The 15936-nt window shown below is 68.6% G+C and carries 16 protein-coding genes; 4 read left to right on the top strand and 12 right to left on the bottom strand.

Translation table 11 applies throughout. From position 1 onward, the window contains the following. Positions 1-199: 199 nt before the first annotated feature. On the top strand, positions 200-1249 hold the full coding sequence (locus IT306_01885) for an amidohydrolase (protein ID MCC7367140.1): 1050 nt from the start codon (positions 200-202) through the stop codon (positions 1247-1249). Positions 1250-1337: 88 nt separating this feature from the next. On the opposite strand, the gene IT306_01880 is transcribed toward IT306_01885, so the two are convergent. The 6 genes from IT306_01880 to IT306_01855 all read right to left on the bottom strand — a co-directional run bounded on the left by IT306_01880 (position 1338) and on the right by IT306_01855 (position 7023). Continuing rightward, complete coding sequence (locus tag IT306_01880) at positions 1338-2771, bottom strand: extracellular solute-binding protein (GenBank protein ID MCC7367139.1); 1434 nt, start codon at positions 2769-2771, stop codon at positions 1338-1340. Between the two features lie 22 nt (positions 2772-2793). Further along, positions 2794-4221, bottom strand: coding sequence for an amidohydrolase (locus IT306_01875; GenBank protein MCC7367138.1), 1428 nt, complete (start codon positions 4219-4221; stop codon positions 2794-2796). Between the two features lie 131 nt (positions 4222-4352). Beyond that, the gene (locus tag IT306_01870) at positions 4353-4643 is read right to left on the bottom strand and encodes a hypothetical protein (GenBank protein ID MCC7367137.1); all 291 of its coding nucleotides are present in this window, start codon (positions 4641-4643) and stop codon (positions 4353-4355) included. A gap of 18 nt (positions 4644-4661) precedes the next feature. After that, positions 4662-4901: a hypothetical protein gene (locus IT306_01865; protein ID MCC7367136.1), complete on the bottom strand. Its 240-nt coding sequence runs from the start codon at positions 4899-4901 to the stop codon at positions 4662-4664. A gap of 136 nt (positions 4902-5037) precedes the next feature. Continuing rightward, entirely contained in the window at positions 5038-5469 is a 432-nt protein-coding gene (locus IT306_01860) for an NUDIX hydrolase (GenBank protein ID MCC7367135.1), read from the bottom strand. Positions 5470-5739: 270 nt separating this feature from the next. Beyond that, the gene (locus tag IT306_01855; GenBank protein MCC7367134.1) at positions 5740-7023 is read right to left on the bottom strand and encodes an NAD(P)/FAD-dependent oxidoreductase; all 1284 of its coding nucleotides are present in this window, start codon (positions 7021-7023) and stop codon (positions 5740-5742) included. A gap of 460 nt (positions 7024-7483) precedes the next feature. Here IT306_01855 and IT306_01850 point away from each other — a divergent pair, with 460 nt between their 5' ends. Next, entirely contained in the window at positions 7484-7906 is a 423-nt protein-coding gene (locus IT306_01850) for a hypothetical protein (protein ID MCC7367133.1), read from the top strand. A gap of 166 nt (positions 7907-8072) precedes the next feature. Here the strand turns inward: IT306_01850 and IT306_01845 are convergent, their stop codons facing one another. From IT306_01845 to IT306_01820, 6 genes are all read right to left on the bottom strand, one after another. After that, complete coding sequence (locus tag IT306_01845) at positions 8073-8504, bottom strand: VOC family protein (GenBank protein ID MCC7367132.1); 432 nt, start codon at positions 8502-8504, stop codon at positions 8073-8075. A gap of 130 nt (positions 8505-8634) precedes the next feature. Then, positions 8635-9024 (bottom strand): VOC family protein, encoded by a 390-nt coding sequence (locus IT306_01840; protein ID MCC7367131.1) that lies wholly within the window; start codon positions 9022-9024, stop codon positions 8635-8637. A 242-nt stretch (positions 9025-9266) separates the two neighbouring features. Continuing rightward, complete coding sequence (locus tag IT306_01835; GenBank protein MCC7367130.1) at positions 9267-9632, bottom strand: VOC family protein; 366 nt, start codon at positions 9630-9632, stop codon at positions 9267-9269. Positions 9633-9734: 102 nt separating this feature from the next. Continuing rightward, a complete protein-coding gene (locus tag IT306_01830; GenBank protein MCC7367129.1) occupies positions 9735-10259 on the bottom strand; it encodes a dual specificity protein phosphatase family protein in 525 nt (174 codons plus the stop codon). 180 nt (positions 10260-10439) lie between these two features. Continuing rightward, positions 10440-11390, bottom strand: coding sequence for a YafY family transcriptional regulator (locus tag IT306_01825; protein ID MCC7367128.1), 951 nt, complete (start codon positions 11388-11390; stop codon positions 10440-10442). 91 nt (positions 11391-11481) lie between these two features. After that, entirely contained in the window at positions 11482-12723 is a 1242-nt protein-coding gene (locus IT306_01820; GenBank protein MCC7367127.1) for an FAD-dependent oxidoreductase, read from the bottom strand. Between the two features lie 261 nt (positions 12724-12984). Here IT306_01820 and IT306_01815 point away from each other — a divergent pair, with 261 nt between their 5' ends. Both IT306_01815 and IT306_01810 read left to right on the top strand, forming a co-directional pair. Continuing rightward, positions 12985-14928, top strand: a complete 1944-nt coding sequence (locus tag IT306_01815; GenBank protein MCC7367126.1) for a VWA domain-containing protein — start codon at positions 12985-12987, stop codon at positions 14926-14928. An 89-nt stretch (positions 14929-15017) separates the two neighbouring features. Continuing rightward, on the top strand, positions 15018-15914 hold the full coding sequence (locus IT306_01810) for a hypothetical protein (protein MCC7367125.1): 897 nt from the start codon (positions 15018-15020) through the stop codon (positions 15912-15914). Positions 15915-15936: the final 22 nt, after the last annotated feature.

The following is a 15936-nucleotide window of genomic DNA, read 5'->3' as shown; positions in this document are numbered from 1 at the left end:
CTTCGCTACGGCACTCCTCAACAGGCCACATCTGGCCCGCGTGCGGCACCGGCTGAACGCCAGCCGCCGCTATCCGTAACGACACAACTGCGTCACAGGTCGCATTTCCGCGTCTTTCGTCAACTCCCGCCGTGCAGCACGCCGCCGGGGTAGACTCTCCAGGCGTGACGCTCGTATCCGCTGCTGGAGGATGCCGCCGATGTCGTCTCCGAGTGCGCCCGCCCTCAGGCACCGCATGGACCCGCCCATTCGCCAGGAGTGGCTGGCGCAGTGGCAGGAAGAGATCATCGAGCCAGAGCTGCCGATCGTGGACCCGCACCATCACCTGTGGGACGTGCCCGACTGGGACACCCGCTACCTGCTCGACGAACTCCTGGCCGATCTGAACACCGGGCACACCATCACCGCGACGGTGTTCTTGCAGTGCTGGTCGATGCACCGCGCCGGCGGCCCCGAGGCGATGCAGCCGGTGGGCGAGACCGAGTTCGTCAACGGCATCGCGGCGATGAGCGCCAGCGGCAACTACGGTCCCACCCGCGTCTGCGCCGGCATTGTGGGCTTTGCCGACTTGCTGCTCGGCGCGCACGTCCAGGAGGTGCTCGAAGCGCACATCCAGGCCGCCGGCGGCCCGGGCGGACGGTTCAAGGGCATCCGCCACGCCGTGGCCTGGGACGCCGAGGTTGGCGCAAGCGCCCAGGTCCAGCCCGGCCTGCTCGGCGATCCCACCTTCCGCGAGGGTTTCTCCCGGCTCGCACCGCTCGGCCTCTCCTTCGACGCCTGGCTCTACCATCCGCAGCTCGACGAGCTGACCGCCCTGGCCCGCGCCTACCCGGACACGCCCATCGTGCTGAACCACATCGGCGCGCCGCTCGGCGTCGGGCCGTACGCCGGCCGCCGCGACGAGGTGTTCCAGACCTGGGCACAGTCGATCCGCGAGCTGGCGACCTGCCAGAACGTCCACGTCAAGCTCGGCGGCATGGGGATGGGCCGCTACGGCAACGGCTTCCACGAGCTGCCGCGGCCACCATCCTCTGAAGCGCTCGCCGCAGCGTGCCAGCCGTACGTGGACACCTGTGTTGAAGCGTTCGGCTCAGCGCGCTGCATGTTCGAGAGCAACTTCCCGGTCGACAAGGGCGCGTACCCCTACGCGGCGTACTGGAACGCCTGCAAGCGGCTCGCCCAGGGGGCCAGCGCGAGCGTCAAAGCGGACCTGTTCCGCGACACGGCCACGCGCTTCTACCGGCTGTAGCGAGTGAGGCACGCAGCCGGGGCACGCACGTCACGCAGCCGGGGCCGGCACGTCGCACGACGGCGCAGCCCCGGCCGGGCCTGGACGGTCAGACCGTCCAGGCCCGGTCCAGCAGGGCCTGGATCCGCGGCTCGGCCCGACGGAGCGCCTCGGCAAGGTCGACGGGGCTGCAACTGAAGAGGTCGCCGAACTCCCCCCGCCAGATCTGCGCCATCTGCTCGAGGTAGGGAGGATAGCGGATCGGGCGAACCTGCACCGCGGACCGCCCGAACAGCGGATCGAGGAGCGCGGCCCTGAACCCGGCCGGCACGCCGTTCTCCGGCTGCAGGGCTTCGGCGGTCGAGATGAGCGCTGCGCCCCAGCGCTTGGCTCGCACAACGGGCAATTGCTGCGCGGGCGCCACCAGGAACCGCAGCAAGGCCCAGGCGGCGTCCGGCTGCGTCGAACGGCTGGGGATGGCCCAGCCACTACCGGTACCGGCAGCGAACTGCCCGCGCGGCCCGGCCGGCGCCGGCACGATGTCGTAGTCGAAGCGGCGGCGCTCCCGCTCGTAGAAGTAGGTCTGCGCGTAGTGGGCGATGCACATCGCCACCTGCCCCTGACGCCAGCGGTCGCCATTGTCGTCAGGGAGGCGCACCTCGACCCCTGGGATGACACGATCCTGGCAGCGCATCTCGACAATCTGGCGTACAAAGGCGATGTGGTCAGGATCGGCAAGCTGGCCCCGCCGCAGATCGTCACTGAACCACGGCCCGGCCTGCGCCCAGGCCAGCATCTGCCAGTGATCGAGGCCCGGCAGCGGGGCGTCCGCTCCGCTGCTGCCCCAATCCATGCCCCAGCAGGCGATGCGCCGCGGGTTGAACCGCGGGCTGGTCACGGGATTGCCGTTCTCGTCGAGCGTCAGGCGGCGGGCGGCCTCGCGGAACTCTTCGAGGGTCCAGCCCGGCCGTGGGTAGGGCACGCCGGCGCGGTCGAACAGCTCCTTGTTGCAGTAGACGACGTAGAGGTGCCCCTCCTTGGGGACGGCCCAGACGCGGGAGCGCGTCCGGAAGTCCGTCATCTGCTCCACCAGGTAGGGGAAGAAGGCTTCTGGCGCCGGTCCGGTCTGCCGCATGCGGGGCAGCAGGTCGGTCAGCAGGCCGTGCAGCCCGTGCTCCTGCACGATCTCCGCCCCCAGATGCACGAGGTCCGGCGGCGCATCGCTGGTGAGGGCGGCGGCGAGCGCGGCCGGGTAGGTCGCCCACGGCTCGAACGTGGCCTCGATCTCCAGATCGTCGGTCTGGCGGTTGAACTGCTGGATGAAGCTGAGGGCAAAATCCCGCTCCAGGCCAAGATCGGCGGGCAACAGCCAGTGGATGGTCACCACGCTCGGCGTCTGCGCGGGGGAGACCTGCCGGGCTGGCACGAGCGGCGCAGCGACGGCGACTGGCGCGTCGTCAGGTTGGCACAGGCGCAGCAGCCCGGCGGCGACCCCGGCGGAGACGCCTGCCAGGAGCCGCCGCCGGGTGACCCGAATACCCATGAGCGTGCGGGGTGGCCGCGAGCTAGCCGCGCTGCGACGGCGGCACGACGTCAGCCGGGATCGGGCAGAGGTACGGCTTGCCGGCCGTCTTCTCGCGCAGCTCGGCCTTCGCCTTCTCCAGCAGCTCCGGCGTCAGGATGGCATCCAGGGCCGTGGCGGCGATCGACCGCGCGGCGTGGAGCATCGCCTTGTGGGCCGCCGGCGACTTGCCCTGCGCCACCACCTGCCAGCTGTGGCCCGGCGTGCCGATGGCCCAGCACGCGCCGTAGACCTGGGCGGTCGGCGTGATCCAGCTCACGTCGCCCACGTCGGTGGAGCCGGCCCGTTGAAGCGCCGTCCCGTCGAACGGCACCAGCCCGTCATGCAGCGGCAGATCGAGCGGGACATCCGCGCCGTAGGTGTCGATGCTGCTCCGGATGTGCTCCTCGGTGAAGGAGGCCCGGATCTGCTCGGCGTAGGCACGGTCGGCGGCGTCGAACGGCACCGCCCCCATCGCCTTGAGGTTGTCGTAAAGGTCCAGCTCCAGGGTCGCGTTCGGCAGCACGTCCGAGCAGGCCTTGTCAACCTCGATGGTCAGCTCCGTCTCGGTCATCATGGCCGCGCCCTGGGCCACCTTGCAGACGCGCTCGTAGAGGGCGCGGGCCTGCACGACGTTGGGGGCACGCACGAGGTAGAGCACCTCGGCGTTCGCCTGCACCACGTTAGGGGAGATGCCGCCGGTGTTGGTCACGGCGTAGTGGACGCGGCAGTCCGTGGGCATGTGCTCGCGCAGGTAGTTCACGCCGACGTTCATCAACTCGACGGCATCCAGGGCGCTGCGGCCCAGGTGCGGCGAGCCGGCGGCGTGCGAGGCCTGGCCCTTGAACCGGTAGTAGACCTGGATGTTCGCCAGCGTCCGCACGGACATCACGGCGTTGAACGAGCCGGCGTGCCAGCAGAAGGCGGCGTCCAGGTCGTCAAACGCGCCGTCTCGGGCCATAAACGTCTTGCCGGAGCCGCCTTCCTCGCCAGGGCAGCCGTAGTAGCGAATCGTGCCGGGCAGGTTGTTGGCCGCGAGGTACTCCCTGACCAGCACGGCGGCCAGCATCGAGCCGGCCCCCAGCAGGTTGTGGCCGCACCCCTGGCCGGCGGCGCCGGCCACCAGCGGCTGGGGCGCCGGCGCGCCGGCCTGCTGGCTCAGACCGGCCAGCGCGTCGTACTCGCCCAGGAAGCCGATGATCGGAGCGCCACTGCCAGCCTCGGCCATGAAGGCCGTCGGGATGCCCGCCACGTTGGGGGTGATGGCGAAGCCCTCGGCCTCCATCAGCGCCATCTGCGCGGCGACCGACTTCTTCTCTTGAAAGCGTAGCTCGGCGTACTCCCAGATTTCGTCGCTGTGCGCGGTGTACCTGTCCTGCTTGCTGGCCGTGGCCGAAGCAAGCCACGACAGGCGCTCCTGATCGACTGCCATCGATAGCTCCCGAGCGGGGATCGTACTGCTACGCAGAAGGGTACCTGAGGAACGCGGCGGCGTGGCATCCCGGGCGCCCGTTCGCTCCCAACCGAGGCGCACGCGTGCACCGCCCCGGGCCGACCGATTACTCAGCCTCGGTCGGCCCGCCGCCAGAGGCCTTGCGACGGCACCCGCAGCGCCCGGTTGAACTTCGAGGAGGCGTTCTCCCAGGCGACGATCTCCGTCAACTCGACGATGCTGTCCTCGTCGAAGCGGGCACGGACCCGCGCAAACAGCTCGTCCGAGACGTCGCGGTCGGTGTAGGTGATGGCGTCGGCGTATTCGAGGACGAGCCGCTCCGTCTCGTCAAAGAGCGGGTTTGACTCCCAGTCCACAAGCGCCAGCAGCTTCGCGTCAGGGATGCCCAGGGTGCTGCCCACGGCAGCATTGATATCCTGTCAAAAGGCGCAGCCGTTCAGGTAGGCCACCCGCCGATTGATCAGCGCCTGCAGCTTGCCGTCGATCAGGCCAGACTGGTCGAGGCCTGTCCACATCGCCCGTGCCCCACGGAAGATCGAGGGGCGGCGAGCGTAGAGCAGGTGATTGATGAGCGGCGCGCCCCACCGCTCGGCCTGGGCCTTGAGCACGGCGAGGATCGGGCCTTCAGCCAGGGCAGGGTCGATGCCGGGAATGCGCATAGAGCCTCCAGTGGCGCGAGCGGAACCGGCGACCCCAGCCCGAGCGCTGGCCCGCTCCAGGGTCGCCCGGCTGAGACGGGTAGGACGATGGTAGGCGCGGGAACAGCGCGAAGGTCAGACAGGCAGCAACTCTACGTTACTGGGACTGCAACTCACGCAAGCGAAGCGCCGCATCGAGAAACAGCCGCTGGCTCGCTGGAAGCCCCATGTCTTGAACTTCAGCGATGGAGCGAAACACCGTTTCGACTTCGTACCCGTCATCGAGCCTCGCGTCCGCCACAAACTCCCTCGCCCGGGCCATGTACACGACTTGCACGAAGTCAGGATAAGGGTAGGCGTATCCTGACGGCTTCGGAGTGAGGTGAGCGAAGTGCATGAAACCGACAAGCACCGGGTCTGCGATGATCCAACCCGACTCTTCCGCGACTTCGCGATGGGCGGTTTCCAACGGAGATTCGTCCGCCTCGCGTCGACCTCCCGGCAGGATGTGAGTGCTGTCTCGGTCGCGCTGAACCAATACAGCATCGTCCCTGAGTACAAGGCAACGCGACGATGTGACGAAGTCCAACGGTGGCATCAGCGTGGTGAGGTACGCCCTGAGGCATAGTCGGATCCGACCATCAGACCAGTTCGCGTACTCCTCGGTAAGGGGCGTACAGCGGGCGAGGTGGGCTACGAGACGACCATCACTGGGCACGACCAACACCCATGTACACGGAATGCTATCACGCGGTTTGATTCTCGATTGAGGATCCAGACGACGAGGGCCACATCACATCCCTACTTACACACTTGACGGGACACTACTGGGGCGACGGAGAGTGGGATACGGCGAAAATCAGCTTGGCAGTTCCGCCAGGATCTTCTCAGCCACCTCTTCGCCGAGGATCGCGCTGTAGTTCTGCCCACGGTCATGCGGGTAGACGTGCCCCATGTTCGCCAGCCAGACGCCCGGCACGGGCGTGCGGTACGGCGGCAGCCCCTCGCGGTAGCCGACGCCGACAATCGGCTGGGCGTACGGCGCGGCGAAGACGTGCGCGGCCTTGACCCAGGAGCGGTCAAAGGCAGGGTTCACCCGCGACAGGTGCGGCAGGAAGCGCTCCAGCACCTCGGCGTCGGAGAGGCTGAACAGCTCATGGTCGTTCGGGAGGTAGTTCCCGAGGTACACCAGGTGGCGGCCGCCGTACTCCGAGGCCGGCATCCAGTTGGTGTGCTCGACCAGCGCCACGAACGGATAGCCAGGGTCGGCCACGCTGACCCAGTAGGCCGACTGTAGCTGGCGGTCCAGTTCGAGGATCAGTACGTGGGCCGAGATATGCTCGCCGGACTGGCTGAACCGTGCGACGTACTCGGCGGGAAGCCCCTGGGTGACCTGCACGAAGAGACGCGTCGGCAGGGAGCAGAGCACGGCATCGTACTCGGATGGGCCGGCGGCCGTCTCGATCACCAGCTTCTCGCCGCGCCGCTCGATCCGCTCGACGGCGGTGTTTAACTGGAGCGTGCCGCCGCGCCGCTGGATATCGGCGGCCAGCGCCTCGTAGATCTGCTGGAAGCCGCCGCGCGGATAGCCAAGCTGCGGGGTTCGGTCGTGGATTCTGGCCCAGAACCAGGGCATCGCGATCCTCTCGGCGTACTCTCCGAACTTGCCCCGAATCTGCGGCTCCCAGATGACCTCATACGCCTCCTGGCCCATCCACCGCTTGAGCCACTGGACAGCGGTCTGCCCCTCGAAGCGCTCCGGATCGGGGATGAGCTTGAGAGCGGCCACCGCCGCGCCGAGGCGCACGCGGGCCGGCAGCGAGAGCGGGCTGAACTTGAGGACTTCGAGCGGGCCATCGAAGCGGCGAATCGCACCATCACGCAGGACGGCCGTCGGCGGGCGATACCACTGCATCCGGTCGCCCAGGCCCAGCTCGTCGAACAGGCCGATCATGCGGGTATCGGTGCGGAAGATGTGGTGATAGAACTTGTCGAGCCACGTCCCGCCGACCTTGAAGCCGGCGGTCAGGCCGCCGGCCTGCCCCTCGCGCTCGAAGATCGTCACGCGAGCGCCACCCTGCGCCAGCCGTCGTGCCCCGGCCATTCCCAGCGCCCCAGCGCCGATCACCGCCACATCTGCCATCGCGCGTCGCGTCCCTCTCCGTCCTGGTCGGCCAGCCTGCCAGAAATCCAGTCTGCTCTCAGCGGTCAGGATACCGGACCGGGCGGCCCCGGACAGCGGTTCTCAGCCGATTGTTTCACGTGAAGCACGGACACTCCATCATCGCCCGGCGCGGAGCGCAGGAGACGAAGCGTTCAGGCGCAGCCGCGACTCGCCTACAATGCGCCGCGGTCTGCGCGCCCAGCCATCGAACTACTTCGATGTTATGAAAATGTTTACGTTCACCCAGGACATCGCAGGCCAGACCATGGCATCATGTAGGGAGCATGAAGACTGCTTCGACAGTGTGCGCGGGCTGGCAGCCGCTCAGGACAGCCACCCGCCGTATCGATACGGGCGTACGCCTCGTGTCGGCCCCGCAGCCCGAGGATGTGCGGCTGGGTGCTGGCGCTCCAGTCTCGCACGATCAGGAGGACGCACCATGAGGACGAGTTTCGGGCGCTGGGCCCGCGCGCTGCTGCTCACCGGCGGCATCGCCACCGCTCTCGCCCTGCCGAGCATCGCCGGCACGCCGCTGTTTCCGACGGACGGCGGCGCGCGGGTGGTCATGGCTGCCCCGGCCCAGAGCAACGACAACAACGACGACAAGACCAACGACAACAGCGAAGAGCGCAACATCGAGGGTCAGGTTCTTGAACTCCACAAGGACACGAACCCGCCGGAGGCGCTCATCGGCATGGTCGGCGGCAACGTCTGGGCGCGGATCTACAACGATCAGCTCAACCGCAGCGGCATCAGCCTTGGCGACTACGTCCACATGCAGGGCGAGTACGGCGCACACGGCATCTTCGACGCCTACCAGGTCAACGTCATCGACGATGGCGACGACAACGACAACGACTGATCTCGCCTGATGCCCTGACCGTCGCTGCCTCGGCAGGGTCAGGGCGCTCCAGCAGCGCAAGCAGACGAGAGGGCGGCCCCATCTGATGACGGGGCCGCCCTCTTCGCATGTCCACCGCACGCACATGCCTGCCAGCGGTTTTAGGTCGATGGGTTGCGGCAGTGGGCTACGGCAGTTGGAGCGTCCCGTCTTCCAGGATTGGGAAACCGGGGTTCCAGGCGATCTCCCAGATGTGCCCGTCCGGGTCGGCCACGTGCCCGCAGTAACCGCCCCAGTCCATCGCTCGGGCCGGCCGCAACACCGAGCCGCCGGCCCGCTCGACCTCGGCGATCGCCGTGTCCACCTCGTCGCGGGTGCGGACGTTGTGCGAGAGCACGATGCCGCCGAACCCGCTGCCCTCCGGTGATTGTCCGGCCTCCTCGGCCAGCAGGTGGCGCAAGTAGACGGTCAGGATCGTGCCGCCGGTCCGGAAGAACGCCACCTGCCCGGTCTCCGCGCCGAACTCGGCCATCGGCCAACCCAGGCCATCGCGGTAAAAGCTGATCGACCGCTGCAAGTCGCGCGTGCCGAGCGTCACCAGCGAAACGCGTGCTTCCATCGTGCCTCCGTCAGCGAATCTGGACGCCCGACCGCCACGGCCTGCGACGATCGGGCCCCGTTCGGTCATACGTTCGGTCATACAAGGGTACGCGGCGTCACGCGGCCACGCCGCACCCGAGCGAGAGCCGTCACATCTCCAGCGTGGCGTAGAGGTCTACGGGCACGCCATCTGGGTCGAGCAGCTTGGCGTAGCGCTGCCCCCAGAAGGCGTCCCACGGCTCCTTGTCGCCGCAATAGCCCGCGCCGACTATCTCACCATAGACCGCGTCGACCTCCGACGGGCTATCGCACTGAAAGGCCAGGCTGAACAGGTTGCCGTGCTGGCGAACCCACCCGGGCATGAACGTCCGCATCTCGGCCTCTGAGTCCAGCATCAGCCGAAACCCGTTCGGCAGCGCGATGTCGACGTGCCCCTCATGCGGGGTCTCGGGCACGTCGAGGCCGAGTCGTCGGTAGAAGTCGAGCGATCGGGCCATGTCGGCGACGACGATGCCGACGCCGTTGAGCACCTGTGCCATGTGAGGGAGTCCTCCACCTTGCAGTGGCTCGCGACGCCACGCGCCGGAGCCGCTGCCTTTCGTGCGTGATACTCGCGCGCGATACCCCCGGGGATGCCCCTACGCAGTTACGCGCAGGGAGTGTGCCCAGATGCCCTGCCAGCCGACGTAGCGCTGCATGATCCCAGCCAGCGCCACCTCGAATGAGAACGGCGCACGGGGCACGATGCTCGTCTGCGAAGACGCCATCAGGTCCATCACGCTCAGCGCCCCTGAAGCGGCGCCCAGGCATGCAGCACCCGGCCATCCGCGTCCTTGAAGGCGAATGTCCGTCCGAACGGCGCATCCGCCGGCTCGGTGATCGTCTCCACGCCCCGAGCCGTCCAGGTGCGGAACGCCTCGTCCACGTCCGTCACCTCCAGATACAGCTCGACACCCCGGGGAACGGCGTGCGACGGCCGCGACACGATGGCCCACATCGTACCCGCCCGCGTGGTGAACTGGCTGAAGATGTCGCCCTGGTCGTCCTCGGTGCTCAGGCCGAGCTTCTCGGTGAAGAACTGGCGGGCACGAGGCATGTCATCCGTCGGGAGAATGGCGTAGGTCACGCCCTCGATCAGCGAGGCCATGCAGGAACTCCGGCATCGGCGTACTCGATGGGAGCGGGATCGGCAGGAGCGTCCGCCCCATCTGTAGGACCAGCCTACGCCAGCCCTCCTGACACCGTCCTGTCAGGAGCCGGACGCGTCGTGCAATTCCTGCGGATACGCGCTGGATGGGCGGGCCTCGCCTGCCGGTCGGCGTCGATCCGTGGCACGCTCGTGTGCGAACGCCTCGACGGCGGCCTGCTGCTCGACCGTCTCGACGGAGCCCGGCCGAAGCTCGCGGATCGCAGCGATAGCCTCGGCGGCGGTGAGGCCGGTCGATACCAGGTAGCAGGCCAGCAAGGTGCCCGTGCGGCCCAGGCCGGCCGCGCAGTGGACGGCAACGCTGTGGCCGGAGGCCAGCCCTTGCTGGATCGCGTGGACGCCATCCGCGAGTTGCTCGGGTGTGGGCGCGGTCAAATCCGGCACCGGCAGATGAATCTCGCTGAGGCCGAACCGCGCGAGGCGAGCCGGCTCGTGATGCCGCTCGTGCATGTTGACGATCAGGGTGATCCCACGCTGGGCCAGGGAGCCCAGACCATCGATGCCCCAGGGATACGCACATGCCAGGAGCCGCTGCGGGATCAGCCAGTTACCAGTGTCAGGAGCCACAGACGATGCCTACGAAAACCACGCACGCACGCGCGAGATATTTAGAAGAGTTCGCACCGTAGTAGTGTACCACAACGATATCGACAGACGATACGCAAGCTCGCCTTGCCCATATGATGGCTCACGCAGGAAGAGGCGACCGCATTGTCGCAATGCCCTGATCCGCAGGCGCGGCGCCGCTCAGGTGGCTGTCAGCGGGGCGGCTATGCGCTCGGCGGCCGGCGTGGCGTGCCGGGCCAGGATCAGGCGCGCTTCCTGGGCCAGCCGAGCGCGAAGCCAGTCTGGCTCCAGCACCTCAACATCGCTGCCCCACCGCAAAAGCCAGCTCATCAGCTCGCGCTCGTTCCGGAGCGCGTACACGAAGACCGGGCCGGTTGCCTGGGCCTCTTCCCGCAACAGCACGAACGGCTGATGCTCGCGGACCCACCGCAGGATCGATGGGTCGAAGCGCACCCGCGCCTCGGGGAGATCGCCCAGGTCGCGCTCGTTCGGGCCGGCGATCTCGTGGCGGCTGGCCGGGACGTACCGTTCCTCCAACAGCTCCAGCCGGTCGATGCGGTCCAGACGGAAGAGGCGCACACCCTGGCGCAGCCGGCAGTAGGCGATCAGGTGCCACGCCTCACCCAGGAACACCAGGCGGATCGGCTCGACATCGCGCGGCTCGGGTGCGGCCCGATGCAGCGCGTGGTACACCAGGTGGGCGACGCGACGCTCGTCAATCGCTCGCCGCGCCAGCACCAGCCGGCGGTCGTCGGGCCGCCCAGTGAACCGGGCAAAGGCCAGTCCCTGGCGGCGCTGCTCCATCGCCTCGCGGCGCTCCGGCGGCAGCACGCCGGCCAGCTTCTTGAGCGCTTCCTCGGCCGCCTGCCGCAGCCCCGGATCGACGCGGTCACGCACCAGCTCGCCGCCGAGCATCAGCAGGGCAGCCTCATCCGCCGTGAAGCTGACCGGCGGCAGGAAGTAGCCGTCCATCAGGCGGTACCCCTTGCCCGGCGTCGCGACGACGGGCACGCCCGTCTCGCTCAGCGCCTCGACGTCACGGTAGATCGTGCGAACGCTGACTTCAAACGTCTGGGCCAGATCCTCGGCGCGCAGCTCGCCGCGCGCCTGAAGCTCCAGCAGGATGCCCATCAGCCGGTCGGTGCGGTTCAGCGGCCAGCCACCAGATCGGTGAGCGCGTCGGCGACCTCTCGCCGGTAGCGCCGCGGCCGGTGCTCCTGGCTCACGCGGGGACCAGCTGTGCGAGCTTGAACGACGGATCGGCCAGTTGCTCCAGGTGATCCTCGATCGGCACCCGCTTCCCGATCAGCTCCGTCAGCGCGCGGCGGTCGGTTGCCCGGTTCAGCATGATCGCCCCGCGCACGTAGCCGCCCCGCAGCACCAGATACGTACACTGGCGACGCTCCAGCGAGCCGCGCTGCATCAGGATCTCTGCGCCATCAAGATTGCCGACGACGTTGATCGAGTGCTCGAACAGGTCGGTCCAGAAGTAGGGGACGTGCTCGAAGCGGACGCGCTTGCCGGACATGTTCGCCCCGGCCACCCGCCCCTGCGCGACGGCATTGTCCCAGTGCTCGACGTGCCGCCGCTTCGGGCGACCGTCCAGCCCGGCGTAGGCATCCGGGAAGCTGGCCACATCGCCCGCCGCGAAGATCCCCGGCGCGGACGTCTGCAATCGACGGTCCACCACGATACCGCCCTCGACCTCCAGCCCGGCCGCCGCCGCAAGCTCGACGTTCAACTGGATGCCGACGCCCTCCACCACAAAGGACGCCTCGACATCGCCAGCGTTGGTGACGATGTACTCCAGGCGCTCTTTCCCTTCGAAGCCCGTCACCCGGACGTTGTGGCGGAAGGCGACGCCCCTGGCCTCGAAGTCGGCCTGCATGGCCGCCGCAAGCTCGGCCGGCATCAAGTTGGGCCACAACTGGTCATCCTGACTCAGGACCGTCACGTCCAGGCCCCGCTCGCAGAGCGAGGCGGCCACCTCCAGCCCGATGAAGCTTGCGCCGATCACCACCACCCGCGTCGAGGAGCCGGCGGCCTCCTTCAGCCGCTCGGCCTCAGCCAGCGTCCGGAGCTGATAGATGCCCGGCAGCGACTCGCCCGGCACGCCGATGCTGCGCGGTCGGCCGCCGGTCGCCAACAGCAGGCGCTGATACTTGATCGTCTCGCCATCGGCCAGGGTGACCTCTTGTTCGGCGGGCTTCAAGGCCAGGGCCGGCCGCCCGAGTACCAGCCCGATCCGGCGCGACTGGTAGAAATCCAGCGGGCGCAGCAGCACTTGCTGCCGCGAGCGCTCGTCGCGCAGCAACTCCTTGGACAGCGGCGGCCGGTCATGGGGAGGGTCGATCTCACCCGAGACAATCGCGACCGAGCCTCGCGCACCGAGCGCGCGAAGCGTTTCGGCGGCCGTGACCCCGGCCAGCCCGCCACCGATGATGAGGTAATCAATCGTGACCACGTCGTACCATCCGGAGCTGGCCCCACGGCTGGTGTCGGACCGCGCAGGGGAATCCATGCTACCACAGCGGCGGTTCCCTGCCGGCGTCCGTGCTGGCCCGTGGCGAGCAGCGTTGCTGTTCAGTGCGTTCGCCCAGTCAAGTCTCTCAATATATCCGGTCGGAGAGTTTGGCCGTCGAATCCTTCCTGCCCTGCACAGCACGTGCTAGGATGCGCCGTGCAGGGCCGTTCGCGCCGCACGCACAGGGGTGAGCCAGAAGCCGTGACAGCCACGCAACGTCGCTGGGTCTCGCTGGTGGCCATCCTGCTGGTCTGGGTGCTGCCGATGGCTCAGACCACCCGCCCAGCATCAGCCGCCGACCTGCTCCTCGTCGTCAACCAGGTGCTGACGGATGAGTTCCCACAGGTGGCGGTCTACTTTACCTTCACCGACGCCGCCGGCCTCCCGATCACCGATGTCAGCAAGGACCGCGTCCAGGTCGTCCACAATGGGAAGCCCATCCCCGAATTGACGCTGCAACTGGCCGAGGCGGACCAAGATGGGCTGGCGGTCGTCGTGGCCATCGACACCAGCGGCAGCATGCAGGGTCAGCCGCTCGACGATGCCCGCGCAGCCGTCCGCCAGTTCCTCGAGAAGATGGGGCCGCGTGACCGGGGGGCCATCGTCACGTTTGGGCAGACGGCCTCGGTGGTGCAGGGGCTGACCGGCGACCGTGAGGCGCTCAGCCGCGCTCTCGACGGCCTCCAGGCGAAGGGCGACACAACGCTCTACGACGGCGTCTTTGAGGCCGTGTCGCTGGTGGCGAAAGAGCCGCTGGGGCGGCGCGCCGTGGTGGTCATCAGCGACGGCGAGGACACGCACAGCACGCTGAAGCTCGACGACGTGATCGCACGCGCCCGCGAGACCAGCACACCGGTGTCGGCCATCGCCATCGGGCAGTTTCAGATCGAGCCGCTCCGTCGGCTGACGCTCACCACTGGCGGCACGCTGGGCGAAGCGCCGTCCGCCGAGCGGCTGGCCGAGCGCACGGCTCAGATGGCGGATCTGCTCCGGAAGCAGTACGTCCTGCGCTACCGCGCCCCGGACACGCGGCCGCCAGAGAACGAAGTGGAGATCGCCGTCAGCCAGAACGGCCAGCAGGCGCGGGCCTCGCATCGGTTCGCCGCGCCGCCGATGCCGCTGGCGGTGTCCGTGCCCACGTTGCCGGCGGGCGCGACGGTCAGCGGGCAGGTGCAGCTGCAACCCACGCTGGAGAACGCCGAGCGCGTAGACGCCGTCGAGTATCTCCTGGACGACGCGCCGCTCGGCACGGTCACCGAGCCGCCCTACCGTTTCACGTGGAACACTGCCGAGACGCCCCCCGGCCAGCACACGCTCACGATCCGGGCCCGGCTCGGCGACCGCGTGGCCGAGCAGCAGGTGCCGCTCGTCGTCGCCGCCACAACCGTCGTCCCCGCGCCCAGCCCGTCCCCGAGCGCCAGCCTGTCGCCCGTCGCCGGGGCTGGAGTCGCAGGCACGCCGACGGCGGGCGGCACGGCCAATCCCACCCTGACCAGTACACCGACGTCCACCCCCGAGCCGACCGGCATCGCAAAACTGTTTGAGGAGGACTCCTCGCTGGCGTGGCTCGGCATCGGGCTGGGCCTGATCGTGATGCTGGCGGCAGGCGGCGGGATCATCTTCGCACTCAGCCGACGCTCGACGCCGCCACCCGCCCAATTTGGACCACATGGTCCACCAGGGCAGCCTGGTTTCCCCCCGCCGGACCGCCGACGGTCCCTGCCAGGCGGGACGCAGGCCCCGACCGGCACATTCGAGCCGGTGACGCGCGAGGCACGGGCCGTCGAAGGCGCCACACTGCACGATACGCGCGAGGCGCAGACAGCCATGTACAGCGCGGTGACGGGGCCGCCAGCCTCCGCTCGGCTCACCGTCCGGGCGCCAGGGTCACCCGAGCACGCGTGGCCGCTCACCCAGGATCAGATCATCGGGCGATCCGAAGGCCCCGGCGTGATCGTCGTGGCGGACCCACGCGTCTCCCGGCGGCATGCTCGCATCTCCTGGGAGGACGGACACTTCGTCTACCGCGACCTCGGCCCAATGAACCCGACCCGCCACCACGGCCGGACGCTCCCGAACCCGTACGTCCTCCAGCCGGGCGACCGGCTCGAGGTCGGCAAGTCCGAGCTGGTGTACGAGCCGTAGCCGCGCTCAGCGAGCTGGACGCCAATCGCCGCCCGGGAACCCGCTCGTCGCCCGTCTCCGCGGGCGCCCCATCGCATCGCGTATCCTGCGTGTCGTGCAAGAGGGAGCAGGGCCACGCCCGTTTTGACGTTGCCACCCGCAGGCTGATCGAGGAAGACCCGGTTAGCTGGCTGCGGCTGGCCGGCTTGCCCGTGAATGGCCCGGTCCACCCCGTCGAGTCCGAGATCTCGACGGTCCTGGCCGAAGTTGACAAGCTCCTGCGGATCGATGCTCCGACTCCCTGGCTCGCGCATCTCGAAGTGCAGGCCAGCCGGGATCCGCGTCTGCCCTCACGCCTGTTGCAGTATCACGCGCTGCTGCGGCACCGCCACGCCTCCCCCGTCGAATCGACCGTGGTACTGCTGCGCCCAGAGGCTGACGGACCGGAGCTGTCTGGTCGACTCGACCTTCAAGGCGCAACGGATGACCTGACCATCTCCTTCTGGTTCCGGGTGGTCCGTATCTGGGAGCGTCCCGTGGAGGAGTTCCTCGGCGGCGGGCTGGGCATCCTGCCGCTCGCGCCGTTGGCCGCCCTGCCGCCCGGACGCCTCCCCGAAGTGCTCCGCCGCATCGAGGAGCGCATGGGAGATGACCTCCCTCGGAGCACAGCCGACGAGATCTGGTCGAGCGTCTCCCTGCTCATGGGGCTGCGGTATGATGAAGAGGCGATCCGCGACCTGCTCCGGAGGTTCCCGTACATGCGAGAGTCCATCACGTACCAGATCATCCTCGAAGAGGGGCGAGAAGAAGGGCGGGAAGCAGGTGAGCGGCAGCGGGCGCAGCGCGACATCCTCCGGCTCGGAGCGCAGCGCTTCGGCGCACCGGATGCCGCCACGGTCGCGACCATCCACCAGACGACCGACCTGCCAGCCCTGGATCGCATGATGGATGGCATCCTGCGGGCCGACGACTGGGCCGATCTCCTCGCGCTGGCACGAGAGGCGTAGCACCGGCTGCACGGTCGTCCAG

Source organism: Chloroflexota bacterium (assembly GCA_020850535.1).
Classification (GTDB): Bacteria; Chloroflexota; UBA6077; order UBA6077; family JACCZL01; genus JADZEM01.
This window is presented reverse-complemented; position numbering and strand designations above follow the sequence as displayed.

Bases quoted from the DNA above. Each gene is read 5' to 3' on its own strand.
- IT306_01885 (MCC7367140.1), top strand. From the start codon at position 200: ATGTCGTCTCCGAGTGCGCCCGCCCTCAGGCACCGCATGGACCCGCCC.
- IT306_01880 (MCC7367139.1), bottom strand. From the start codon at position 2,771: ATGGGTATTCGGGTCACCCGGCGGCGGCTCCTGGCAGGCGTCTCCGCC.
- IT306_01875 (MCC7367138.1), bottom strand. From the start codon at position 4,221: ATGGCAGTCGATCAGGAGCGCCTGTCGTGGCTTGCTTCGGCCACGGCC.
- IT306_01865 (MCC7367136.1), bottom strand. From the start codon at position 4,901: ATGCGCATTCCCGGCATCGACCCTGCCCTGGCTGAAGGCCCGATCCTC.
- IT306_01855 (MCC7367134.1), bottom strand. From the start codon at position 7,023: ATGGCAGATGTGGCGGTGATCGGCGCTGGGGCGCTGGGAATGGCCGGG.
- IT306_01850 (MCC7367133.1), top strand. From the start codon at position 7,484: ATGAGGACGAGTTTCGGGCGCTGGGCCCGCGCGCTGCTGCTCACCGGC.
- IT306_01845 (MCC7367132.1), bottom strand. From the start codon at position 8,504: ATGGAAGCACGCGTTTCGCTGGTGACGCTCGGCACGCGCGACTTGCAG.
- IT306_01840 (MCC7367131.1), bottom strand. From the start codon at position 9,024: ATGGCACAGGTGCTCAACGGCGTCGGCATCGTCGTCGCCGACATGGCC.
- IT306_01835 (MCC7367130.1), bottom strand. From the start codon at position 9,632: ATGGCCTCGCTGATCGAGGGCGTGACCTACGCCATTCTCCCGACGGAT.
- IT306_01825 (MCC7367128.1), bottom strand. From the start codon at position 11,390: ATGGGCATCCTGCTGGAGCTTCAGGCGCGCGGCGAGCTGCGCGCCGAG.